Raw genomic sequence first — 22,703 nt, forward strand, 5'->3', positions numbered from 1 at the left:
TACAATGACTGACTAGTCAGTCATAATTGTTCCATGTCGAAGCCGTCGAAATTGTCCGAGCGCAGAGTTCAGGCCGCCAAGCCAGCGGGAGCTGGCGCGTCGCGCCGGGCGGATCGCTCCGCCGAGCGCCGCGCGGCGATCGTGCAGGCGGCGATGGACGAGTTCATCGCCCGAGGCTTCGCGGCGACCCGGCTGGACGACGTCGCCAAGCGGGCCGGGGTCGCCAAGGGGACGATCTATCTGCACTTCAAGGACAAGGAATCGATGTTCGAGGAATTGATCCGGACCGCGATCGTGCCCTTCGTCGGCCGTCTTGCCGCACCGCCGCCTGCCGGCGGCTCGGTGCGCGACATGGTCGAGGCGTTGGCGCGCATGTTCCTGCAGGAGGTCGCCGGCACCCGGCGGGCCGATCTCGTCCGGCTCATCATCGCGGAAGGGCCGCGCTTTCCGGCCATTGCCGATTTCTATTATCGCGAGGTCGTCTCCCGCGGTCTCGCGGCCATGCGCGCGCTGATCCAGTTGGCGATCACGCGCGGCGAGATCCGCGAGCCCAAGCTGGTGCAACACCCGCAATTGATGATCGCGCCAATGATGGTCGCGGTGCTGTGGAAGAGCCTGTTCGAGCGACATGCGCCGCTCGACGCCGAAGCGATGCTGCAGACCCATCTCGATCTGATCTTTGGCACGAGGAGGCCGACATGAGCCTGCTGCATTGCCTCGCCGTGCTGGTCACGGCCTTCACGTTCAACGCCTGCAAGGAGACGCGCGATCCCGGCTATCAAGGCTGGGTCGAGGCCGACATGATCTTCGTCAGCCCGGACGAAGCGGGTCGGATCACGAAGCTGAACGTGCATGAGGGCGACGTGGTCAAGGTCGGCGATCCGCTCTATTCGGTCGACGACGATCTGCAGCAGGCCGATCTCAACCAGACCAAGGCGACGCTGGCCAACGCGCAGCAGACCTATGACCGCGCCGCGGCCCTGAGCAAGACGGGCGCGGGGACACAGGCGACGCTCGACTCCGCCGTTTCGGCGCTGCGCGTCGCCGAGGCCCATCTCGTGACCTCGCAGACGCGGCTGGCACGGCGCAAGGGCGTGGCACCGGTCGCGGGCACTATCCAGCAGATCTACTTCCGCGAGGGCGAGATGGTCGCGGCGCAACGGCCAGTGCTGTCGATCATGCCGCCGGGCAACATGAAGCTGCGCTTCTACGTGCCCGAGCCTGATCTGCCGAAGCTCGCGATCGGTGACGAGGTCCGCGTCACCTGCGACAACTGTGCTGATGATCTGACGGCCAGAATCTATTTCCTCGCGACCTCGGCGGAATACACGCCGCCGGTGATCTACAGCCTCGATGAGCGCAACAAGCTCGTCTATCTGATCCAGGCGCGGCCGTCGCGGCCGGATGCGCTGCGCGTCGGCCAGCCGGTGAGCATCTATCCGCATTCCAGGACGCCTGATCCGAAGACCCCGGTGGCGGACAAGCAATGAACGGAACGGGTCCCGCCGAGATCGCGATCGACGTCCAGGGATTGACCAAGTCCTTCGACGGCCGCGAGGTCGTGCATGATCTGTCGATGCAGGTGAAGCGCGGCTCGATCTACGGCTTTCTCGGCCCGAACGGCTCGGGCAAGACCACGACCATCCGGATGCTGTGCGGCCTGCTGACACCCGACGGCGGCGAGGGCACCTGCCTCGGTTTCGACATCCGTCGCGACGCCGACAAGATCAAGCGCCGGGTGGGCTACATGACGCAGCGCTTCAGCCTCTATCAGGACCTCTCGGTGCGGGAGAACCTCGAATTCGTGGCGCGCCTCTATGGCATGTCCGATCCGCGCCGGGCCGCGCGCGACATGGTGCAGCGGCTCGGGCTTGCCGGCCGCGAGCGGCAGCTCGCCGGCGAGTTGTCGGGCGGCTGGAAGCAGCGGCTGGCGCTCGGGGCCTGCACCCTGCCGAATCCGCAACTGCTGCTGCTCGACGAGCCCACCGCCGGCGTCGATCCCAAGGCGCGGCGCGACTTCTGGAACGAGATCCATGCGCTCGCCGGCGAAGGGCTGACCGTGCTGGTCTCGACCCACTACATGGACGAGGCCGAGCGCTGTCACGAGATCGCCTATATCGCCTATGGTCATCTGCTGGTGCACGGCACCGTCTCGGAGGTGATCGCGCAATCGGCGCTCACCACGTATACGGTGAGCGGCGACGATCTGCGCGAGCTCGCGGCGGACCTCACCGGCAAGCCGGGGGTCGACATGGTGGCGCCGTTCGGCACCAGCCTGCACGTGTCCGGCCGCGATCGCAACGCGCTGGACGCTGCGATCGCGCCCTGGCGCGACAAGGCTGATCTGCACTGGCAGCCCGCCGCGCCCTCGCTTGAGGACGTCTTCATCGACCTGATGAACCGTTCACGGGACAATTTCCAATGAGCGACGCAGCCGTCCATCACGCGTCTTCCGAGCCGCGCTTCGGCTTCTGGCGGCGCACCTACGCGATGCTGGTCAAGGAGTTCATCCAGCTCAAGCGCGACCGGGTCTCGTTTGCGATGATCGTGATGATCCCGGTGATGCAACTGATGCTGTTCGGCTACGCGATCAACACCACGCCGCATCATCTGCCGGCGGCGGTGCTGCTGCAGGAGGACAGCGATCTCGGCCGCTCGATCCTGAAGGCGATGGAGAACACCGCGTATTTCCGCTTCACCCGGGAGGTCAGCAGCGTTGCCGAGTTCGACGATCTCCTGCTGTCCGGCAAGGTCCTGTTCGGCGTCGAGATCCCGCGCGGCTTCGAGCGCGCGGTCCGCCGCGGCGACCGGCCGGCCTTGCTCGTTGCGGCCGACGCGACCGATCCGGTCGCGGCGTCATCGGCGCTGTCCTCGCTCGGCATGATCGTGCAGACCGCGCTCGCGCACGATCTCTACACCGGCAATCCCGTCACGACGCCGTTCGAGATCAGGGCCCACGCGCGCTATAACCCGGCGGCCTCGTCGCGGCTCAACATCGTGCCGGGCCTCGTCGGCACCATCCTGACCATGACCATGCTGATCTTCACCGCGCTCTCGGTGACGCGCGAGATCGAGCGCGGCACGATGGAGAGCCTGCTGTCGATGCCGATCAAGCCGGTCGAGGTCATGCTCGGCAAGATCATCCCCTATGTGATGGTCGGCTTCCTGCAGGCGACGATCATCATCGGCATCGGCGTCCTGCTGTTCGGCGTTCCGATCATGGGCAACCTGCTGCTCTTGGCGCTGCTGTCGACGCTATTCATCGCGACCAACCTCTCGATCGGCTACACCTTCTCGACCCTGGCGCAGAACCAGCTGCAGGCAATGCAGCTCTCGATGATGTTCTTCCTGCCGAGCATCCTGTTGTCCGGATTCATGTTTCCCTTTCTCGGCATGCCGCAATGGGCGCAAGTGCTCGGTGAATGCCTGCCGCTGACGCACTATCTGCGGATCGTCCGCGCCATCATGCTGAAGGGCTCGACGCTCCAGAACCTGCAGCATGATACGATCGCCCTGTTCGGCCTCATGCTGTTCGCCATGACGGTCGCCGTCCTGCGCTTCCGCCGCACCCTCGATTGAGGCACAATGGCGGCCGGGAGCAGGAACGGCTGAGGCAAGATGCAGATCGTGGGAGGAGCAGGACAGGCGAACGAAGCGCCGGCGGGAGCGCCGGCCGAGTTCGACCAGGCGCTGATGCGTCAGACGTTGAACACCGAGCTGCTGCGGGTGAGGGCGCTGATCGCCACTGCGGCTCTGTTTCTCGTGATATCGGTGCTGGTCGAAATCTTCGAGCCCAGGATCTCGGAGTGGATCTGGCCGAGCCGGATCGGGGTCCTCTACGTCTACGCGATCATCGTCGCATTCATCAGCTTCGAGACTCTCATCCTGTTCAGGATCAAGGCGGACATCCGCCACGGCCGGGACGTGCCGGTGATCTGGCGCTATGTCAGCGCCCTGGTCGAGACCTCGCTGCCAACGTTCGTCCTCATCCTGCAGATCGAGGGCATCGGCCACGACAAGGCGCTGGGCTTCGGCGCGCCGCTGGTCTATTTCATCTTCATCGTTCTCTCGACGCTTCGTCTCGATTTCTGGCTGTCGAGCTTCACCGGTCTGGTTGCCGCGGTGGAGCTGCTGGTGGTGGCGCTGTTCGACCGGCCTTCGATCGATCTCAGCCAGAATCCGGAGGTCTACTATCACGGTGAGCGCAGCTTCATCATCCTGTTGTGCGGGATGCTCGCCGGTGCCGTCAGCGTGCAGCTGCGACGCCAGTTCGCGGCGAGCATCGAGGCCGCGTCGGCGCGCGACCGCGTCACGGATTTGTTTGGCCAGCACGTCTCGCCCCAGGTCGTCGAGCGCCTGATGAAGGAGGGGACGGCAGAGGCGCGCGACATCCACGAGGTCGCGGTGATGTTCGTCGACTTCCGCGGCTTCACCGCGGCGGCGCGGTCGAAGACGCCGCAGCAGGTTGTCGATCGTCTCGACGGAGCGTTCGCGGTGCTGGTGGAGATCCTCGAGCGTCATGGCGGCATCGTCAACAAATTCCTCGGCGATGGTTTCCTGGCGCTGTTCGGCGCGCCGTTCGAGTCGCGCGATGCCGCCGTGCAGGCGGTCATGGCTGCGCGCGAGATGGTGGCAGCGATGGAGCGCGTCAACGCATCGTCATCCTGGCAGCTCAGGATCGGGATCGGCATACATCTGGGCGAGGTGGTCGCCGGCAGCATCGGCTCGCCGCGGCGCAAAGAGTATACCGTCATCGGTGACACCGTGAACTTCGCCTCGCGGCTCGAGGCGCTGAACAAGGAGTTCGATTCGCAACTCCTGATCTCGAGCGAGGTGCGGCAGGCGGCCGGCGACGGGGCGCGCGACGCCGTCTTCCACGGCGCGGTGTCGGTGCGCGGCTACGACCGGCCGTTCGAGATCTGGCAATTGCACTGACGCAGGCGATACGGCGCGCGATGTCGGAGATTTACATTGGCTGGCCTCCGCGTTTAACTGCCCCCAACGAGAAGCATCATCAGGGGGAATGCATGATCCGAACCGGGGCGTCGTTTTTGGCCGCAGCAGGGATCTTGTGCGTAACCGGGATGGAGGCGGTGCGGGCTGAGGATGTTGCCTGCAGCAAGGTGACGGCCGAGGCGTTGAAGGTCCCCGGGCTGACCTTGACGGGATCGAAGCTGCAGGAGGCCGCCGACGGGCTGCCGCGGCATTGCATTCTCTCCGGCAAGGTCAATGAGCGCACCGGCGTCGATGGCCATGCCTATGCGATCCAGTTCGAGATCAGGCTGCCGGAGACCTGGAACGGCCGCTTCCTGCATCAGGTCAATGGCGGCAATGACGGCGTGGTGGTGCCGGCGCTCGGCGACAAGGCCGACGGTCTCGTCGGTGGCGGTGTGACGCCGCTCGGCCGCGGCTTTGCCGTGCTGTCGTCGGACAGTGGCCACTCCGGCAACGATCCCGCCAACAAGCCGCGCGGGCTTGCGTCCGGCTCAGCCTTCGGGCTCGATCCGCAGGCGCGCCGCGACTACGGCTATTCGGCCGACATCACGCTGGCGCCGATCGCGAAGGCGATCATCTCGGCGCATTACGGCAGGAAGCCGGACTATTCCTACATCGCCGGCTGTTCCAATGGCGGCCGCCACACCATGGTGGCTGCCGAGCGCATGCCCGAGCAGTATGACGGCTTCCTGGTCGGCAATCCCGGCTTCAACCTGCCGCGCGCTGCCGTGCAGCACGCCTGGGACGTGCAGGCGCTGACCAAGGCCGACGTCGACATCCGCAAGTCGATCACGCGGGAGGATGCCAAGCTGATCGCTTCCAAGATCACGGAGGTCTGCGACGGGCTCGACGGCGCCAAGGACGGCCTCACGGCCAACCTGAAAGCCTGCCAGAAGGCGTTCGATTTCGACAGCCTGCGCTGCGCCGCTGGGGCAACCGAAGCCTGTCTGCCGGCCGCCAAGGTCGATGCCTTGAAGAAAGTCTTCGCGGGCCCCCACAATTCCAAGGGCGAGCCGCTGTATTCCGACTGGCCGGTGGATGGTGGCGTCGGCACCGGCAACTGGCGCGCCTGGAAGGTCGAAAGCCCGGTGGCGCCGTGGAACAACCTTCCGATCATTGCCACCATGGGCGGCGCCTCGCTCAACTACATCTTCTCGACGCCGCCGGTCGAGATCGAAGGCTCGCCCGACAAGCTCGTCGAGAAGCTGCAGACCTACGACTTCGACAAGGACGCGCCGAAGATCTACGCCAAGGAAGGCCCCTTCACGGAGTCGGCGATGGACTTCATGGCCCCGCCCGCGGTCGATAACCCAACCTTGCCGGCGTTCCAGAACGGTGCCCGCAAGATGCTGATCTACCACGGCCAGGCTGATCCGGTGTTCTCAATCAACGACACGATCCGCTGGTATGAGAAGCTCAACGCCAACGTCCAGGGCAAGGCCGACGGTTTCGCGCGGCTGTTTGCGCTGCCCGGCGAGACGCATTGCGGCGGCGGCGTCACGCTGGAGAAATTCGATGCGCTGGGCGCGCTGATGGACTGGGTCGAGAAGGGCAAGGCGCCGGAGGCGATCACGGCCTCGGTCAATGCGGCCAACAAGGAGCTCCCATCGACATGGAGCCCGCAGCGGACGCGGCCGCTGTGCCCGTGGCCGAAATTCGCCAAGTATGTCGGCGGCGACGTCGAGCAGGCGTCATCCTTCACCTGCGCGGCGGAGTGAAACGTCAGACCTGCGGCGCGATCAGATTCTCGACTCGGACCTGGTCGCGCTCCTCGATGATCTCCGCGATCCATTGCCGGTGGCAATGAGCGTGGTCGCGCTCGTAGCAGAGCAGGCAAACGGGACCGGCGCTCTTCACCAGCGAGGCCAGCTCGTCCATCTGCTCCTTCGCCTGCGGCGTCTTCAGATGGGCGCTGTAGATCTTGTGCAGCGTGTCGTAATGACCGCTGCGGGCGGCCTCGCGGCCCTCCTTCGGCGTGCCGAGCCCGCGCAGGTGCACATAGCCGATGCCTCGCTCGTCGAGCCCGGCCGCAAGCTGGCTCTTGGAGAAGCCCGGTCGGCGCGAGGCCGCCACCGCGCGCACATCGACCAGCAGCTTGACGCCGGCGGCCTGCAACTCATCGAGCACGGCCTTGGCCGGCGTGTGCTCATAGCCGATGGTGAACAGGGTCTTGCTCTTGGCCATCATGCGCCTCCTGCGTCAACTCACGCGCTCGATGAGCTCCATCGCGCCAGCCGGCGCGCGCACCTTGCCCTCGTGGATGACATAGGCGAACACGTCGCGCGGCATCTTCTTCGCCGGCTTGTCGTCAACCCGTGGCAGGTCGTCCGGTTCGCCGCCGCCAGCCCACAGCTGCAATCGCTTCGCCCAGGCGTCGAGCTGCTTCGGCGGATAGCAGGTCGCAAGCTCGTCATTGCCCTTCTGCAGCCGGGCATAGACGAAATCGCCAACGACATCGGCAATCGCCGGATATTTGCCGTGCTCGGCGAACACGACCGGCGTTGCAAACTCGCGCAGCAGCGCCACGAAGCCGGGGACGCAGAAACTGTCATGGCGGACCTCGACGACGTGACGCAGCTTGCGGCCGTCGAGCTCGCGCGGCAACAGCTCGAGGAACTTGCCGAAATCGGCCTCGTCGAACTTCTTGGTCGGCGCGAACTGCCACAGCACCGGCCCGAGCCGGTCGCCGAGCTCGAGCACGCCGGTGTCGTAAAAGCGCTTCACGGAATCACCGGCCTCGGCGAGCACGCGGCGGTTGGTCGCGAAGCGCGGCCCCTTCAGCGAGAAGATGAAACCGTCCGGCACCTCGCGCGCCCATTTGCGGAAGCTCTCCGGCTTCTGCGAGCCATAATAGGTGCCGTTGATCTCGATCGAGGTCAGCTTCGAGGCGGCGTATTCGAGTTCCTTCGATTGCGGCAGCTTGTCCGGATAGAACACACCGCGCCACGGCGCGAAGGTCCAGCCGCCGATGCCGATGTAGATGTGGCTCTTGGATTGCGAGGCGCGTGCGGGGGCTTTGCTCACGGACCAATTCCGATGCTGATTGCCGAGGGTGTTGCGGTAGGGGAGACGATAGTCAACCGGGCCGGTTCTGACCAGTTCGGCGCGGTCGCGCCGTCGCTCTTCCCGTGCTCCGGAGCCTCGTGTATCCAGAGCCGGGGCCGGGAAGGGGAGATATGACAATGAGAGCGGAATCGGTCGGCGGCCTGCTGGGGGCAATCGTCGCCGCTGTCGTGCTTGCGGCAGCCTTCTACTATGTTCCCGTCGGGCCGATGGCCCGTCAGATGCAGCCGGCCAAGGTCGAGGTGCCGCCCACGCCGGTGCAGACGGTTCCGGTGGCTCCGGCCGTACGCGGACCGGTGGTCCGGGAGGTTCCGAACTAGGCCGGCCAGGGACCCCTTGCAATCCTGCCGAGGCACCCCATTTTGGTCGGGACGGTGACGTCGAGCTGTAACGGCTCCGGCACCGAGACGACCACGGCAGAGCGGTTGCGCCGGATGTACGCGCGCCCTTTGTTTGTGGTCGTTGGCATTTTGGGCCGCTCATTCGGCAGCGGTGCACGCCGGCACCACAGTCCGGGCTTTTTGCGCCTTCCTTCAGCCGTTGCGCTTGGCAGTGTGGAACGCGGCAGATATACGCATCCGCACCATGAACGATGTCCTCCGACCGGCCATGCCCGCGCCGCCGCAAACCGCTGATATTCCGATCGTTTCGGTGGTCGTTCCGACCTTCAACGAGCGCGACAATGTCACCACGCTGTACCGGCGGCTGGAGGCGGCGTTCAAGGATGTGCCGTGGGAGGTGGTGTTCGTCGACGACAACTCCCCAGACGGCACCTGGCAGGTGGTGCGCGAATTGTCGCGCAGCGACAAACGCGTCCGCTGCGTCCGCCGGATCGGCCGGCGCGGCCTGTCCGGCGCCTGCATCGAGGGCATCCTGGCCGCCAGCGCGCCCTTTGCCGCCGTGATCGACGCCGATCTGCAGCATGACGAGACCCAGCTGCCGAAGATGCTGTCGCTGCTGCAGAGCGGTGCGGCCGAGCTCGTCGTCGGCAGCCGCTACATCGAGGGCGGCAGCGCCGCGAGCTTCGACAGCAAGCGGGCGGGGGCCAGCGCCTTCGCCACCGAGATCGCGCGCCGCGCGCTCAAGGTCGAGGTCAACGATCCCATGAGCGGCTTCTTCATGATCCGCCGCGACCGCTTCGAGGCGATCGCGCCGAAGCTCTCCACGCAGGGCTTCAAGATCCTGCTCGACATCATCGCCAGCGCCGAGGGTGGTCTGAAGACGGTCGAGGTGCCCTATACGTTCGGCTCGCGCCTGCACGGCGAGAGCAAGCTCGACTCGATGGTCGCGCTCGACTTCCTCGGCCTCGTGCTGGCCAAGATGACCAACGACGTGGTGTCGCTGCGCTTCCTGTTGTTCGCGATGGTCGGCGGCACCGGCCTGGTGGTCCATCTCGCCACGCTGTTCCTCGGTCTCAATTTGTTCGACCTTCCGTTCGCGGAGTCGCAGGCGCTCGGCGCCTTCGTCGCGATGACCTCGAACTTCATCCTCAACAACTTTCTCACCTATCGCGACCAGCGGCTGAAGGGCTTTGCCATCCTGCGTGGCCTGCTCGTCTTCTATCTGGTCTGCTCGGTCGGCCTGCTGGCCAATGTCGGCGTCGCCTTCTCGGTCTATGACCAAGAGCCGATCTGGTGGCTGGCGGGCGCCGCCGGCGCGCTGATGGGCGTGGTGTGGAATTACGCGATCTCCGGATTGTTCGTCTGGCGCAAGCGATGACATCTGCGGCAGGTGCCGAGGACGCCCGGCTGGTCCGCAATGTCTGGCTGACCATCGCAGGCCTCGTCGTTGTCAGGCTGATCGCGGCCGCGGTCACGCCGATCACCTTCGACGAAGCCTATTACTGGATGTGGTCGAAGCATCTCGCGGGCGGCTATTACGACCACCCGCCGATGGTTGCGGTCGTGATCCGGCTGGGCACGCTGATCGCCGGCGACAGCGAGCTCGGCGTGCGCCTCGTCTCGATCCTGCTCGGCCTGCCGATGAGCTATGCGGTGTATCGCACGGCCGAGATCCTGTTCGGCGGCGTGCGCGTGGCGGCGACCGCGGCGCTGCTGCTCAACGTCACCCTGATGGCGGCGGTCGGCACACTGATCGTGACCCCCGACGCGCCGCTGCTGGTCGCCTCCAGCTTCGTGCTGTTCTTCTGCGCCAAGGTGCTGGAGACGGGGAGGGGCGCGTGGTGGCTCGCGGTCGGCGCAGCCGTCGGTGCGGCGCTGCTGTCGAAATACACCGCGATGTTCTTCGGCGCGGCGATCCTGATCTGGCTCGTCGCCGTGCCGAAATTGCGCCGTTGGCTGGCCTCGCCCTGGCCCTATCTCGGCGGCCTCGTGGCGTTCGCGCTGTTCGCGCCGGTGATCCTGTGGAATGCCGATCACCAATGGGTGTCGTTCATCAAGCAGCTCGGCCGTGCCAGGGTCGAGGCGGTCAGGCCTGTCTACATCGCCGAGATCATCCCGACGCAGTTCGCCTTCGCGACGCCGCTGGTCTTCATCCTCGGCCTGATGGGCCTCTACGGCCTGGCCCGGCGCAGGGCAGGGGATGCGGCGGCGCGCGTCCTGATCGAGGCGATGGTCTGGGTCATCGTCGCCTATTTCGTCTGGCATTCGCTGCATGCCCGGGTCGAGGCCAACTGGTTCGCGCCGGTCTATCCGGCGTTCGTGGTGGCTGCCGCGGCAGCGGCCCATCTCGTCGCCTGGTCGGCGCGCGAGCAGCGCACCGCGACGTTCTGTCTGCGCTGGGCCGTGCCCGCCGGCGTCGTGATGTTCGTCGCGCTGATCGTGCAGGCCAACACGGGCCTGCTGTCCGGCTACCGGCGCGATGCCACGGTGCGCAGCGTCGGCGTCGGCTGGCGGCCGCTGGCTGCCGAGATCGAGGCGGCGCGGGTGCGCGCCGACGCCTCCTGCGTGCTGGCGATGGATTATGGCACCACCGCCTGGCTGTCGTTCTATCTGCCGCCGGGGACCTGCGTGCTGCAGCCGATCCAGCGCATCCGCTGGGTCAATTTCCCGGAGCCGGATCCGGCCAAGCTCGCGGGCACGCAGCTTTTCGTCGACGAGGCCCAGATCGCGACGCGGGTCTACGTCAGCAACACGTTCGGCCGCATCGAGAAGGTCGGCGAGGCCGCGCGCAAGCGCGGGTCCTTGACCATCGAGACCTACGCCTTCTACGCGCTCAGCGAGCCGAAGGGCGATCTCCTCGACCGCACGCCGCCGCCGGAGCTGCAGCGCTGACACGCGCCTCAGGCCTGCTGCGGAATGATGTCCGCCAGCGCCTTGTCCCCGCCGTGGATCGCGACCATGTTGATGTCGGCGTCGATGGTCTTGTAGCCGCGGCGATCGAACCATTGCCGCAACTGGTCGGCATCGGTCTTGATCTTCTCGACCAGCATGATCGGCGTGCAGCGTTCGATCGTCGCCGCCGCACCTTCGAGCGCCTCGAGCTCCATGCCCTCGACGTCGAGCTTGATCAGGTCGCAACGCGGCAGGTTGAAATCGTCCAGCGGAAGCTTGCGCACCTCGACCGTGTCGTTCGCATAGTCGATGGCCTGGCCAATGAACTCGGTGTTGGGACGCTGGCGCAGCTCGAGGCTGCCGAAGCTCGACGGGGTCAGATAGTTCGGGCTCGGGATGTTGAGCACGCCGCGCTCGGAGGATACCGCGGCATGGATCGCAATCGCGTTGAAGCAGTTGTTGATCGCGATATTGCCGGCGAGCGCGTAGTAGATCCGCTCCTGCGCCTCGATCGAGAGCACGGATCCCCAGCCGGTCATCGCCTTCGCCCATTCGATCGTGTGGACGCCGATATTGGCGCCGCAGTCGATCGCGACCGCGCCGTCCCCATGGTGCCTGCGGCGCACGCCGAGCAGGCGGACGGCCAGCTGCACCTCTCCCGGATCGAAGGCGCCGGTGTTGAGGATCTGGAAGCCGACGCCGTAGCCGCGGTTGGCGTCGATCATGCGATAGTCGAGCCGGTTGACGATCATCGTACCTTGATTGGTCGAGGCCAGCACGAAGGCCAGCTTCCGGCCGGGAATCTGCATGGAGAGGTCCTCTCGTGTCGTCTCGGCAGGGAGCGGACGCGGTACGATTCGCCGACGGAGTGTCGCAGAGAATCGTCCCGTACCATACTGTCGCCGGCGGCCACAGCGCCTGTAACTCCGGGTTGCTACGGATGCGCTTGTCGCGCACCCGGCCTGCCGGAGCAGGGGCTTTCGACCGGCGAGACCTGCGGCCTTTACCTCGTCAGCGCACGCATACGAGAGATCATCGATCGCTCGCCGCCGCCCCGGCCCAATCGTTAACGCGGCGTGCGCTGTTTTACGGATCGGCGCGACCGACGGATGCTGCCTCTCCCGATTTTTCCGGTACGGCAATATTGCCTCCGGCTGCAGTTTTGCCCTGTTTCTGCCCTGTTTGCCGGCAAAACAGGCCCTGATGGTTAACCCGCCTCTAATCCGCCAAAACTTAATCAGCATTTAACTAAAAGCCGCCTTAATGAAGCTCTGTGCTTCTGCGAGATGCAAAGCGGGTGTCCGTGGCGCATCGAGCGAGAGTTGTCGAGTATTCGTTCGGGCGTGAGTGAATGAGTAACAGTCGAGCTGCGTTGGCCGCACGAAATCGCAGGAAGTCCTCCCTGATCGCGTTCTCTCACAAATTGATCGGTGGCGCGGCAATCGCATGCCTGATCGGGGGCTGCGCCGTAACGGTCTATACCAAGATCATCGCGGCCGACGCTTATCCGCCCCTGGGCAGCATCGAGCAGGATGAGCCCGTCGTGCGCCCGGCGCCGCGGCTTGCAACGCGCAGCGCCGCCGATGCTGTGGGTGAGGCCTTCTCGGCATTCCCGGAATCTCCGCCCGTCACCACGGCCGCCGCCATCACGCCGCAGATGTTCAACGACCGCTTCGGCGCGGCCGTGCCGCAGGGCGTCGCCTCCAACGCCGCGAACGGCGCGCCGCCGCTGCCCAAGCTCGCCGAAGCCGCGCCCAAGCAGATCGAGACCAGGCAGATCGAGACCAAGTCGGCCGAGGCCAAGCCGGCCGAGCCTGCGAAGGTCGCCGAGGCGTCGAAGAAGGATGCCCGGCCGCCGATGCAGCTGGCGCTCGCCAACACCAGGCCGGCCGCGCAGCCCGCGACGCCGGCGCAGGCTGCCGAAGCCAATGCGCCGAAGAGCAGCGGCTTCTCGCTGCGCGCGATGACCGAGCGTGCCAAGGCGGCGGTGCTGTCGATCGCGGGTGAGCGCCACTCGATCCAGGAAAAGCTCTGGGGCAAGCCGGAGAACCAGGATGGCGGGCTCCTGGCCTATGCCTCGGCTGATTCCAACATCACCGCCAGCATCGCCAAGGATCCGACCCGCGGCGGCCGGCCGCCGTACGATTTGAGCACGGCCGTGTACGACATCTCGGCCAAGGCGGTGTATCTGCCCGACGGCACCAAGCTCGAGGCGCATTCCGGCCTCGGCGACAACCTCGACAAGCCGAGCTCGGAGAAGATCAAGATGCGCGGCGTCACCCCGCCGCACATCTACGAGCTGAAGCCGCGCGAGGCGCTGTTCCATGGCGTGCCGGCGCTGCGGCTGAACCCGATCGGCGGCGAGGACGCCATCCACGGTCGCAACGGCCTGCTCGCGCACACCTTCATGCTCGGCCCGAACGGCGACTCCAACGGCTGCGTCTCGTTCCGCGACTACTATGCGTTCCTCGATGCCTACAAGAACAAGGGCATCCGCAAGCTCGCCGTGCTCGCCCGCATCGAGTGAGCCGGACAGGCGGCGTTGAGGTGGGATCTGCATGGTCGCCCTCACACTCAGCAGTAGTTCCGAACTGTAGGGCGTGCAAAGGTGCGCCGTGAATCCCGTCGCACGAGTGCTATATCGCCAACTACTACGCTGCGCGATACAGCGCCCTCTTCCCTTGTGGGAGAGGGCGCATTCACTTGCAGCGCTCGTCCGATCTCCCAATCTCCTAGAGCACGCACTTTCAGAGCCACAAGATCGAGAATCCGTTGGCTGCCGTGCAGTCACGAGCGCACGATTTCTGATGCGGCTTCGGGATCGGCGTCGCTCCGGGCGACCGCTTCATGCGATCGCACTGGAAGAAGGAAAAACGGATACACAGCTCGAACACTCCTGGACACGACATCGCATTCTCGCGGCGAATGACGCCCGAGGCTTGCCAGCGACATCGCCCTCGTAAATCAGGAGAGGGCGCGGGGAATGCCGGGTGAGGGCCTCACCCATGGCCCGCCTGCAACAAAGAAAGCAGGCGGCAGTCACCACAGGTTCAGCCGCATCATCCGGCGGGCTCAATCGGTGGTCGCAACACCAAGTGTTTTCATTCGTGACAGCAGCTCGTCAAGCGCTTCTGCTGGAGTTTTCCATCCTAGCGTCTTTCTCGGTCGGGAATTGAGCGCTGCGGCCACGGCGGCGATCTCGTCAGCATCGTAGACGCTCAGATCGGTACCTTTCGGGAAGTACTGCCGCAGCAGGCCATTCGTGTTCTCGTTCGTGCCACGTTGCCAGGGGCTTCTTGGATCGCAGAAGTAGATCTGAAGGTCTGTATCGATCTTGAGGTCACTGTGTTGAGCCATTTCGGTCCCCTGATCCCAGGTTAGCGAGCGGCGGAGTTCTTTGGGCAAGGTGACGATGGTGCGCGTGATCGCATCGCGTACCGCTTCAGCTCCGTGTCCGGAGAGCGCAGGCCCATCCTTCGTACGTGGGCCATCGTCAAACCCCGGCAGCCGTGGAAGGTGCAGGAGCATTGTAAACCGCGTGCTGCGTTCGACCAGCGTGCCGATTGCCGAGCTGGCGGAGCCGACGATCAGATCTCCTTCCCAATGTCCCGGCACAGCTCGATCCGCGACTTCGGCCGGACGCTCACTGATCATGATCTCTGGCGATATGAAGCCTTTGCTGCGCTTCCGCGTACGCGCTCGGGGCACGCGCAGCGCACGTCCCGTTCGCAAACAGGACGACAACTCGCGTTTCAGCGCTCCTCGGCCCTGAACAAAAAGCGCCTGGTAAATGGCTTCGTGGCTGATGCGCATCGCCTCGTCATCCGGGAAGTCGATCGGTAAGCGCCGGGCAATCTGCTCGGGACTCCACGCTTTCGTCCACCCCTGATCCTGGCTAGAGCCCGCACGACCGGCCTTCCGCCGAACGCCGCCTGGAGGTGCGACAAACCCTGCAAGCCGCTCTTCAACATAAGCGCGCAAGGCGGCGTTGCTTGCAAGCTTGCTCGGCTTAGGACGCCGGGCCGATCGATCTGCATGCCACTGGGCGGCCGTCGCCCGATAGGCCATCTTGCCGCCGTGCGTGGCCGCATTGCGATCGAGTTCACGGGAGATGGTCGAGGGAGATCGATTGAGACGCCGCGCTATCTCTCGTACAGAATGGCGCTGCGCATTCAGCAGCGCAATCTCTTCGCGCTCAGAAAAAGAGAGGTGCCGTCCGGAGAGCGGCTTCGCTGAAGGTCGGAACATTGCCGGTGCCACGCCGCCCGCTTTTCGAAATAATCGGGGGCCGACAGCATCCGATAATCCAGCAGCCAGCGCAGCATTCTCGCTGTTCAACCCAGCGGCAATCCCACGCCAAAATTTCTGCTGTTCCGCACGCCCCGCAACTGGTGGGCGCCCCAATGATCCCAGCTTGCCCCGCGTTGACCGTTTCTTTCGAATGCCCATCGCAACCTCCTCATCGAGTGTTGCGACGACCAATTGAATCCGCCTCCGGCATTCCCCGCGCGATGGACTACGGCTTATACGTGGTCTCCCTGGTGCGCCGGGCTTTCTGGCCACCATCGGTCGGAGCATTCGTCTCTCTCGACCTTGACACCAGCATCGGGGTGTCAGGACATCACGACTTCGCCGTGCGCACCGGATCGTTCGTCCGCGTGATCAGATCACGCTGCAACCCGACGCGCCCACCGCATCCCGCCCTCCACGTTCATGACGATCGCGAAGCGCCCCTCTCATGAGGGCGGGACCGGCATAGAATGCATGATTTCCGATTTTTGGAAACAAGAAAATGCGAGGCACAGGAGGCGAGCGGGGCGATCTGATTGACCCGGCTCAACAAATCAGCTTTCGCGCGCGCGCGTCTTCGATCGTTCGAGCGGGCGACAGTGCTCTTGTCGTGCGCGAAAATGCGCAACTGATTTGCCCGACGAGCAGTCCGGCTGTTGCAGATCCGTCGCATTGCGGAAGCCGGCAACGTCATCGCATCACGCTTTGGTCTTGACGGTTTCGGAAAATTCTGCGCATAGCTCTGCCCCATCGCAATCGGCCGCCGATCATCACCGGCGCGCTCTTGAGGACTACGACCGTGTTGAGCCTACGCTCACATCTCGCGAACGCCGCCACCAACGAACGACCCTTTAATCGGTCGAGCGATTGGTCGGGTCTGCGCGTCGCCTGTCAGGGTCCAAGCGATCTCGTGATAATCCTGGCCCGACCGGGACTCCAGATTTCAGCAAGAGCATAACAGCGGCGGGACTGCACCCTCCGCGCACCAAGCGGAGGGTTGGATGACCCGGACGTCAGGCGAAGATCCCGAGACTTGCGACATTGCGCGCGCACTGGATTCACCGGTGGCAGCAGCTTTCGTGCGCATCGTCATGACGTGCCGAGGCGTGACCGAGGCGCGCGCGCGGCAGCTCTATCTCGACTACCTCAATCGCACCGATCCGGACGCGTTTCATCCGCACTCGGCGGACGGCGGGCGCGATGGCCGGCGAGCGTCGAGCGGTGCGCCGGGTAGACCATGAGGCCCATGTCCCCATCTGGCGAAGGGACCGGACCGACGATCCGGGAAGGCGGGTTCGATTCCCGCCATGGGCGCCAGAACGACCAGGCGGTTGAAGCGAAGAGAGGAGGTCGATGATGTCAGCAACAAATCCGGCGCTGGTTCTCAACGCCGACTTCCAGCCGCTGAGCTACTTCCCGCTGTCAGTGGTCAGCTGGGAGGATGCGATTAGGGCAGTCGTCAGCGGCTCTCACGTCGTCGTCGCGGAGTACGACCGGGTGGTTCGTAGCCCGAGCGTCACCATGCGGCTGCCGGCGGTGATCGCGCTGCGCGACTACGTCAGGCCCGCGATGCGCGTGCCTTTCACGCGGTTCAACGTGTTCCTGCGCGATCGCTTCGAATGTCAGTACTGCGGCGGCCGTTATCTGCACGGCGAGTTGACGTTCGACCACGTGGTACCGCGGGCCGATGGCGGCGAGACGTCGTGGACCAACATCGTCGCCGCTTGCAGTCCATGCAACGCGCGCAAGGACCGGCGCTATCTCAAGCCGCGACGGCCGCCCTTCGAGCCGACGCGGCACGAGCTGATGGCCGCGCAGCGCCTGTTTCCGCCGAGATTCCTGCACGAGACGTGGCAGGATTATCTCTATTGGGACGTGGAGCTGGAGCGGTGAGGAGAGGTGGCCCAGATGAGCGTGCGCCGAGGTCCAGCGGGCCTCGGCGTAAGCGACATCCGGGCTACGAAATTGCGTCGCCCGCATTTGCATGCGAGCGACGTCGTTATGAGTAGATCGATATGTAGACGATTAGTTACGGAATGAGATCGTTCGAAAATAATCGATGTATACGTCTTGCGCGTGCCGTTGATTGTGTGTAGTAGCACGGTCCTTCGTGATGACTTTGGTTCGGGCTCGCTGAAATCCCGACTGGCGCGGCCGGTGTCCGGTCCCGTGTTCCGTCGTCGCAAAGAACAAGGAGTCTGTAGCTCATGGAGAGCGTCGGGTTGAAGGCCCGAAGGCATCGGTTCGATTCCGATCGACACCACCAAAGGATAGCTCAGTTAGGTAGAGCAGATGACTGTGAATCATCGGGTCGCGGGTTCGACTCCCGCTCCAGCGCTTCGGTTTAGCCTGAAAAGCTAATCGCCTCTGACGAGGACCGGACGCGCGCTTCAGTCGCGGTCCGGCCGTTTTGCCCAGGAAGAAAGTTCTAGGGCATTTCGACCAGATCAAGACACTGCAGAACCGGCTCTGTGCCGCGGTGGATATCGCGTCTGAAGATGCCGGGAAGGCTGCGCAAGGACGCTCGGGCTGATAGCTCGTGTGACCGCGCGCGTGCGCCCGGCATCGTCAGATGCTCAAGCCTCGGTCCGCTCGGTTCACGCAGGAAGCGTCGTCCGGTCCTCACGTCCTTTGATCAATGAATCGCGTTTCGGCCGATGGGCCGGACGCAAGCTGTGGGAGTGTGTTGTGACTTGGCATCTGGTGACGAAGACCGTGACGGTGGCGGATGGCGAGCGGGCGCTGGTGTGGCGTGACGGCCAGCTCGTGCGCGTGCTCGGTCCCGGCCGTCATGCGCTGCTCGATCCGCTGCACCGGCTGTTGGTGCAAGTGTACGACGTGGTCAGGGCCGAATACCCGGCCGAGCGCTACGCGGTGCTGAAGGCCGCGCGGCCCGATCTTGCCGCCGAACTCTTCGAGGCCGTGGAGACCGGCGCGGACGAGATCGCGATCGTCAGCCTCGACGGCCGGCCGACGCATCTGCTCACGCCGTGGCAGACACGTGTCTACTGGAAGGTGGCGACGCAGGTCGAGGTCGAGCGTATCGGCATCGCAAGCGACGTGCGTGTGAGCGCGCGGCATCTGGCGATGATCGAGCGTAACCGGCCGAGCGTTGTGACCGAGGTCGTGGTCGAGAACCACGAGGCCGGTCTGCTCCATGTCGACGGCAAGCTGACGGAGCGGCTGGCGCCGGGCCGGCACGCCTTCTGGGCGGTCGGCCGCAAGATCGAGGTCAAGCGCCTGGATATGCGGCCCACAGTGCTGGAGATCACCGCGCAGGAGATGCTGACCAAGGATCGCATCGCGCTGCGGGTGACGCTCACGGCGTTCCGGCGGATTGCCGACGCGGAGGCGGCTGTCGCGACCACGCCCGACGTGGATGCGTGGCTGTACCGGCTGGTGCAGTTCGCGATCCGCGAGGCGGTGGCGTCACGCACGCTCGACGAGGTGCTGGCGGCCAAGGCCTCGCTCGATGCCGAGCTGCGCGACTACGTGCGTGCGCGGCTCGGCGGCTCGGGTGTCGAGGTGACGGAGCTCGGCGTGAAGGACGTGATCCTGCCCGGCGAGATCCGCGAGCTCGTCAACAAGGTGGTGGAGGCGGAGCGGCTGGCCAAGGCCAACCTGATCCGTCGCCAGGAGGAGACCGCGGCGACGCGCTCGCTCCTGAACACCGCCAGGCTGATGGAGGAGAACCCGCTGCTGCTGCGGCTCAAGGAGCTGGAGTCGCTCGAGCGCCTGGTCGAGAAGGTCGGCCGCATCGACCTGCATGCCGGCGACGGCCTCGATGCGCTGCTGACGCGGCTGGTCCGGCTGAAGGCGCCGGAGACGGCGTGATCGATAAGAGAGGCCGCCCACGGGCGGCTTCTCGCTTGCGATAGAGGGAGCGTGGGACAGAATTGAAAAAGCTGCTGGGTTTCGTGAGTATGGATTCCGGGCTCTCGCTGCGCGAGCCCCGGAATGACGGGAGGAGAGATCACACCTCTCTCCACGCGTCATTCCGGGGCAGCCGCGTAGCGGCTGAGCCCGGAATCCATAACCACGGCTCTCGATGGCATACTATGTCTATCTACTGGCGAGCAAAAAACACGGGACGCTCTATCTGGGCGTCACGAATGATCTCATTCGACGCGACTACGAACACCGAACCAAGGCGGCACCGGGCTTCACCTCGCGCTACGACATCGGCAAGCTCGTCTGGTTCGAGATCTACGACAACGCGATCACGGCCATCGCGCGAGAAAGAGCTGAAGAAGTGGCGGCGCGACTGGAAAATCAGGCTGATCGAGGAGAACAACCCGAATTGGGACGATCTGTATCTGGGGATTTGTGGGTGAGACGGTGCCTCACACTGATCGTCGGGAGTATGGATTCCGGGCTCGCGCCGTCTGCGCAAATGGCTTTGCCATTTGCTTGCCGACGCGCCCCGGAATGACGCATCGAGAGATCACGCGCTCTTTCCTCCGCCATTCTGGGCCAGCACAGTGTCGGGGGCATAGATCATCGACGGATGCCATTGCTTGGCCGGCGATGAGCGCAACATCTTGGTGTCACGAACTGCGCACGCACAGGCACCACTGATCGCGCAACGAGCGGCGAATGAACGCAGCCGCCGCTGGATGTTACAAACTGACCTGATTGGAATGAGGCGAGCCATGATCGACGGAAACACCCTGATCGCCTGGGGCTTCAAGCCCGGTCGCTGGTTCAAGGAGGGACTGGCGACGGCCAATGCGATGCGGGCCGATGGCGCCGATGATGACGCGATCTTCGCCGCGCTGCAGGAACTGCAGCCGGCGGAGACGCTGATGCGCACCAACGGCGTGCCGTTCGCGATGCTGATCGAAGCCGACAACGAGCTGGAGCGCGCCAATGTCGCGGCGGTGACCCAGCACATGGATGCGTTGATGCGGGTGCCGACCATCGTAGCCGGCGCCGTGATGCCGGACGCCTGTCCGTCGGGAACGGCGCTCGGCACCATCCCGGTCGGCGGCGTGGTCGCCTGTGAGGACGCGATCCATCCGGGCTTCCATTCCTCCGACATCTGCTGCTCGGTGGCGGTGACGGTGTTCGCGCGCAAGGACGATCCCAAGCGCATTCTCGATGCGGTTCACGCCGTGACCCATTTCGGTCCCGGCGGCCGCGACCGGCTGCATCAGCCGCCCGACGAGGTGATGGCAGGGTTCGAGGCCAACCCCTTCCTGAAGGGGCTCGAGCGCTTCGCGATCGGCCACTTCGCCACGCAGGGCGACGGCAACCACTTCGCCTATGTCGGCCATCTCAGATCGACCGGGCAGGTGGCGCTGGTGACGCATCACGGCTCGCGCGGCTTCGGTGCCCAGCTTTACAAGCGCGGCATGAGCGTGGCGAAACGGCACACCGCGATCCACGCGCCGAAGGTCCCGGAGCACAGCGCCTGGATCAAGGCGTCGAGCGACGACGGCCGGGCCTATTGGGAGGCGTTGCAGGTCGCGCGGCTGTGGACCAGGGCCAATCACCACGCGATTCACGATCTCGCGGCGGCGAAGCTCGGCAACGCCGTCGCGGACCGGTTCTGGAACGAGCACAACTTCGTCTTCCAGAAGAGCGACGGCCTGTACTACCACGGCAAGGGCGCGACGCCGAACTGGTCCGGCTTCTCGGCTGACGATGACGGACGCACGATCGTGCCGCTCAACATGGCCGAGCCGGTGCTGATCCTGAAGCATCGCGACAACAAGGATGCGCTCGGCTTCGCGCCGCACGGCGCTGGCCGCAATCTCGGGCGGAAGGCGTTTTTGCGCGCGCATCGCCCGGAGATGCCTGAGGGCATCGATGCGCGGTTCTATTGCGGCAAGCCTGATTTGTCGGAGCTGCCGCAGGCCTACAAGAACGCGGCGTCGGTACGGGCGCAGATCGCACGCTACGGCCTCGGCGAGGTGACCGACGAGGTGATCCCTTACGGCTCGATCATGGCCGGTGACTGGGAAGCCGACGCGCCGTGGCGGAAGGGGCGATGAAGACTCCAAATCGGTGAGGTCGCCCACGGGCGGCCTCCTGTTGACGGGGCGGCAGGCGCCGGAGGTGATCAGCGGCCGCGTGGCCGCCGGTTCATTTGGCGATTGCGCATGGTCGGGCCTTCCATCATCCTCAGGCTGTGAAGAAGGGGGGAGACGCGATGACGAGCCTGGATGCGGGTGCCATCGGGCCGAAGCGCGAGCCGTAGTGGGCGATCGCGGGGATCTTCATCGCGGGCTTTGCGCTGCTGTGCCTGCTGCTGGCCTCGCCGGTACTGATCCGCTCCTTCCTGTATCAGCAGTTCAACATCCCTTCATCCTCGAACATTCCAACGCTTCTCGTCGGCGATGTCTTCTTCGTGTCGAAATATCCCTACGGCTACAGCCGTTTCACTTGGCCGTTGTCTTGGCCTTCCTCGTTGCCGCCGTCGGCGCGCATCTGGGGCGCGACACCTGCGCGCGGTGATGTGGTCGCGTTCTTCCTGCCGAAAGACAATGCGACCGTCTACATCAAGCGCGTCGTCGGACTGCCCGGCGACCGCGTCCAGATGAAGGAGGGAGTGCTCTACATCAACGATACGGCCGTCGAGCGGGAGCGCGTCGAGGATCTGACCGGAGAGGCGGCCTGCGGGGGCGGTGCGAACGAGCGCGTCACGCGCTGGCGCGAGACCTTGCCGAATGGCGTGAGCTACCAGACGCTGGATTGCGTCAGCCACGGCTTCTTCGACAATACCAACGTCTTCGTCGTGCCGCCCGGGCGGCTGTTCATGCTCGGCGACAACCGCGACAACTCGACCGACAGCCGTGTGCTTGGCACCATCGGCTATGTGCCGATCGAGAATGTCATCGGCCGCGCCGCGATGATCTTCTTCTCGGCCACCAGCGCCGAGAAAGGCAAGCCGGGCCGGATCCGTTTCGAGCGGATTGGGACGATGGTGAAGTAGGGCGGCGCGGAGCCCGTAGCCCGCATGAGCGAAGCGACATGCGGGATCACCTGCTCGGTTCGTGACACTCCGGATGTCGCTCCCGCCTGCGCCCTTCGGGATGCGGCGTGCGCTCATCTGAACTACGCATTGAATGCATCGGGGGGGCATGAGCCCGAAACCGAGGCTGGCGATTCGACAATTCC

The 22,703-nt window shown here is 65.0% G+C and carries 19 protein-coding genes, 3 tRNA genes and 1 pseudogene; 19 read left to right on the top strand and 4 right to left on the bottom strand.

All coding sequences use genetic code 11. The features are described 5' to 3' along the window. Positions 1-33: 33 nt before the first annotated feature. The 6 genes from QW863_RS06775 to QW863_RS06800 all read left to right on the top strand — a co-directional run bounded on the left by QW863_RS06775 (position 34) and on the right by QW863_RS06800 (position 6,713). Positions 34-702, top strand: coding sequence for a TetR/AcrR family transcriptional regulator (locus QW863_RS06775; protein WP_315714755.1), 669 nt, complete (start codon positions 34-36; stop codon positions 700-702). Further along, entirely contained in the window at positions 699-1,490 is a 792-nt protein-coding gene (locus QW863_RS06780) for an efflux RND transporter periplasmic adaptor subunit (RefSeq protein ID WP_315714754.1), read from the top strand. The genes QW863_RS06775 and QW863_RS06780 overlap by 4 nt, the downstream gene beginning before the upstream one ends. Then, entirely contained in the window at positions 1,487-2,425 is a 939-nt protein-coding gene (locus QW863_RS06785) for an ABC transporter ATP-binding protein (protein ID WP_315714753.1), read from the top strand. Before QW863_RS06780 ends, QW863_RS06785 begins: the two co-directional genes overlap by 4 nt. Beyond that, positions 2,422-3,579, top strand: coding sequence for an ABC transporter permease (locus tag QW863_RS06790; protein ID WP_315714752.1), 1,158 nt, complete (start codon positions 2,422-2,424; stop codon positions 3,577-3,579). The genes QW863_RS06785 and QW863_RS06790 overlap by 4 nt, the downstream gene beginning before the upstream one ends. 39 nt (positions 3,580-3,618) lie before the next feature. Then, entirely contained in the window at positions 3,619-4,935 is a 1,317-nt protein-coding gene (locus QW863_RS06795) for an adenylate/guanylate cyclase domain-containing protein (protein WP_315714751.1), read from the top strand. Positions 4,936-5,027: 92 nt separating this feature from the next. Further along, entirely contained in the window at positions 5,028-6,713 is a 1,686-nt protein-coding gene (locus tag QW863_RS06800; RefSeq protein ID WP_315714750.1) for a tannase/feruloyl esterase family alpha/beta hydrolase, read from the top strand. A 4-nt stretch (positions 6,714-6,717) separates the two neighbouring features. Here QW863_RS06800 and QW863_RS06805 read toward each other — a convergent pair whose 3' ends face one another. Both QW863_RS06805 and QW863_RS06810 read right to left on the bottom strand, forming a co-directional pair. Continuing rightward, the gene (locus tag QW863_RS06805; protein ID WP_315714749.1) at positions 6,718-7,179 is read right to left on the bottom strand and encodes a DUF488 domain-containing protein; all 462 of its coding nucleotides are present in this window, start codon (positions 7,177-7,179) and stop codon (positions 6,718-6,720) included. A 15-nt stretch (positions 7,180-7,194) separates the two neighbouring features. Beyond that, positions 7,195-8,019 (bottom strand): DUF72 domain-containing protein, encoded by an 825-nt coding sequence (locus tag QW863_RS06810; protein ID WP_315714748.1) that lies wholly within the window; start codon positions 8,017-8,019, stop codon positions 7,195-7,197. Between the two features lie 158 nt (positions 8,020-8,177). On the opposite strand from QW863_RS06810, the gene QW863_RS06815 reads away from it, so the two are divergent. From QW863_RS06815 to QW863_RS06825, 3 genes are all read left to right on the top strand, one after another. Then, positions 8,178-8,378 (top strand): hypothetical protein, encoded by a 201-nt coding sequence (locus tag QW863_RS06815; RefSeq protein ID WP_315714746.1) that lies wholly within the window; start codon positions 8,178-8,180, stop codon positions 8,376-8,378. 265 nt (positions 8,379-8,643) lie between these two features. Then, positions 8,644-9,777, top strand: a complete 1,134-nt coding sequence (locus tag QW863_RS06820) for a glycosyltransferase family 2 protein (RefSeq protein WP_315714745.1) — start codon at positions 8,644-8,646, stop codon at positions 9,775-9,777. Further along, positions 9,774-11,291: a glycosyltransferase family 39 protein gene (locus tag QW863_RS06825; protein ID WP_315714744.1), complete on the top strand. Its 1,518-nt coding sequence runs from the start codon at positions 9,774-9,776 to the stop codon at positions 11,289-11,291. The genes QW863_RS06820 and QW863_RS06825 overlap by 4 nt, the downstream gene beginning before the upstream one ends. A gap of 8 nt (positions 11,292-11,299) precedes the next feature. On the opposite strand, the gene QW863_RS06830 is transcribed toward QW863_RS06825, so the two are convergent. Next, positions 11,300-12,100 (bottom strand): FkbM family methyltransferase, encoded by an 801-nt coding sequence (locus QW863_RS06830; protein ID WP_315714743.1) that lies wholly within the window; start codon positions 12,098-12,100, stop codon positions 11,300-11,302. Positions 12,101-12,642: 542 nt separating this feature from the next. Here QW863_RS06830 and QW863_RS06835 point away from each other — a divergent pair. Further along, complete coding sequence (locus QW863_RS06835; RefSeq protein WP_315714742.1) at positions 12,643-13,818, top strand: tlde1 domain-containing protein; 1,176 nt, start codon at positions 12,643-12,645, stop codon at positions 13,816-13,818. Positions 13,819-14,363: 545 nt separating this feature from the next. Here the strand turns inward: QW863_RS06835 and QW863_RS06840 are convergent. Further along, positions 14,364-15,740, bottom strand: coding sequence for an IS30 family transposase (locus tag QW863_RS06840; protein ID WP_315712037.1), 1,377 nt, complete (start codon positions 15,738-15,740; stop codon positions 14,364-14,366). A 905-nt stretch (positions 15,741-16,645) separates the two neighbouring features. Here QW863_RS06840 and QW863_RS06845 point away from each other — a divergent pair. The 9 genes and pseudogenes from QW863_RS06845 (at position 16,646) to lepB (ending at position 22,518) form a co-directional block, all read left to right on the top strand. Beyond that, entirely contained in the window at positions 16,646-16,822 is a 177-nt protein-coding gene (locus QW863_RS06845) for a hypothetical protein (protein WP_315767494.1), read from the top strand. Between the two features lies 1 nt (position 16,823). Next, positions 16,824-16,898: transfer RNA gene (locus QW863_RS06850), tRNA-Val, on the top strand. A 39-nt stretch (positions 16,899-16,937) separates the two neighbouring features. Next, entirely contained in the window at positions 16,938-17,474 is a 537-nt protein-coding gene (locus QW863_RS06855) for an HNH endonuclease (protein ID WP_315714980.1), read from the top strand. Between the two features lie 300 nt (positions 17,475-17,774). After that, positions 17,775-17,847 (top strand) — tRNA-Phe (locus QW863_RS06860). Positions 17,848-17,849: 2 nt separating this feature from the next. After that, positions 17,850-17,915 (top strand) — tRNA-His (locus QW863_RS06865). Between the two features lie 354 nt (positions 17,916-18,269). Beyond that, positions 18,270-19,415 (top strand): slipin family protein, encoded by a 1,146-nt coding sequence (locus QW863_RS06870; protein WP_315767496.1) that lies wholly within the window; start codon positions 18,270-18,272, stop codon positions 19,413-19,415. 214 nt (positions 19,416-19,629) lie between these two features. After that, positions 19,630-19,915, top strand: a pseudogene (locus QW863_RS06875) (GIY-YIG nuclease family protein). Between the two features lie 318 nt (positions 19,916-20,233). Next, positions 20,234-21,577: an RtcB family protein gene (locus QW863_RS06880; protein ID WP_315767498.1), complete on the top strand. Its 1,344-nt coding sequence runs from the start codon at positions 20,234-20,236 to the stop codon at positions 21,575-21,577. Positions 21,578-21,789: 212 nt separating this feature from the next. Next, on the top strand, positions 21,790-22,518 hold the full coding sequence (lepB, locus tag QW863_RS06885; RefSeq protein WP_315767604.1) for a signal peptidase I: 729 nt from the start codon (positions 21,790-21,792) through the stop codon (positions 22,516-22,518). The last annotated feature ends 185 nt before the right edge of the window (positions 22,519-22,703 follow it).

Origin of the sequence: Bradyrhizobium sp. SZCCHNR1017, assembly GCF_032381375.1 — a bacterium.
Taxonomy (GTDB): domain Bacteria; phylum Pseudomonadota; class Alphaproteobacteria; order Rhizobiales; family Xanthobacteraceae; genus Bradyrhizobium.

Coding starts and splice junctions, on each gene's coding strand:
- QW863_RS06775 (WP_315714755.1), top strand. CDS start 34: ATGTCGAAGCCGTCGAAATTGTCCGAGCGCAGAGTTCAGGCCGCCAAG.
- QW863_RS06780 (WP_315714754.1), top strand. CDS start 699: ATGAGCCTGCTGCATTGCCTCGCCGTGCTGGTCACGGCCTTCACGTTC.
- QW863_RS06785 (WP_315714753.1), top strand. CDS start 1,487: ATGAACGGAACGGGTCCCGCCGAGATCGCGATCGACGTCCAGGGATTG.
- QW863_RS06790 (WP_315714752.1), top strand. CDS start 2,422: ATGAGCGACGCAGCCGTCCATCACGCGTCTTCCGAGCCGCGCTTCGGC.
- QW863_RS06795 (WP_315714751.1), top strand. CDS start 3,619: ATGCAGATCGTGGGAGGAGCAGGACAGGCGAACGAAGCGCCGGCGGGA.
- QW863_RS06800 (WP_315714750.1), top strand. CDS start 5,028: ATGATCCGAACCGGGGCGTCGTTTTTGGCCGCAGCAGGGATCTTGTGC.
- QW863_RS06805 (WP_315714749.1), bottom strand. CDS start 7,179: ATGGCCAAGAGCAAGACCCTGTTCACCATCGGCTATGAGCACACGCCG.
- QW863_RS06815 (WP_315714746.1), top strand. CDS start 8,178: ATGAGAGCGGAATCGGTCGGCGGCCTGCTGGGGGCAATCGTCGCCGCT.
- QW863_RS06820 (WP_315714745.1), top strand. CDS start 8,644: ATGAACGATGTCCTCCGACCGGCCATGCCCGCGCCGCCGCAAACCGCT.
- QW863_RS06825 (WP_315714744.1), top strand. CDS start 9,774: ATGACATCTGCGGCAGGTGCCGAGGACGCCCGGCTGGTCCGCAATGTC.
- QW863_RS06830 (WP_315714743.1), bottom strand. CDS start 12,100: ATGCAGATTCCCGGCCGGAAGCTGGCCTTCGTGCTGGCCTCGACCAAT.
- QW863_RS06835 (WP_315714742.1), top strand. CDS start 12,643: ATGAGTAACAGTCGAGCTGCGTTGGCCGCACGAAATCGCAGGAAGTCC.
- QW863_RS06840 (WP_315712037.1), bottom strand. CDS start 15,740: ATGGGCATTCGAAAGAAACGGTCAACGCGGGGCAAGCTGGGATCATTG.
- QW863_RS06855 (WP_315714980.1), top strand. CDS start 16,938: ATGTCAGCAACAAATCCGGCGCTGGTTCTCAACGCCGACTTCCAGCCG.
- QW863_RS06880 (WP_315767498.1), top strand. CDS start 20,234: ATGATCGACGGAAACACCCTGATCGCCTGGGGCTTCAAGCCCGGTCGC.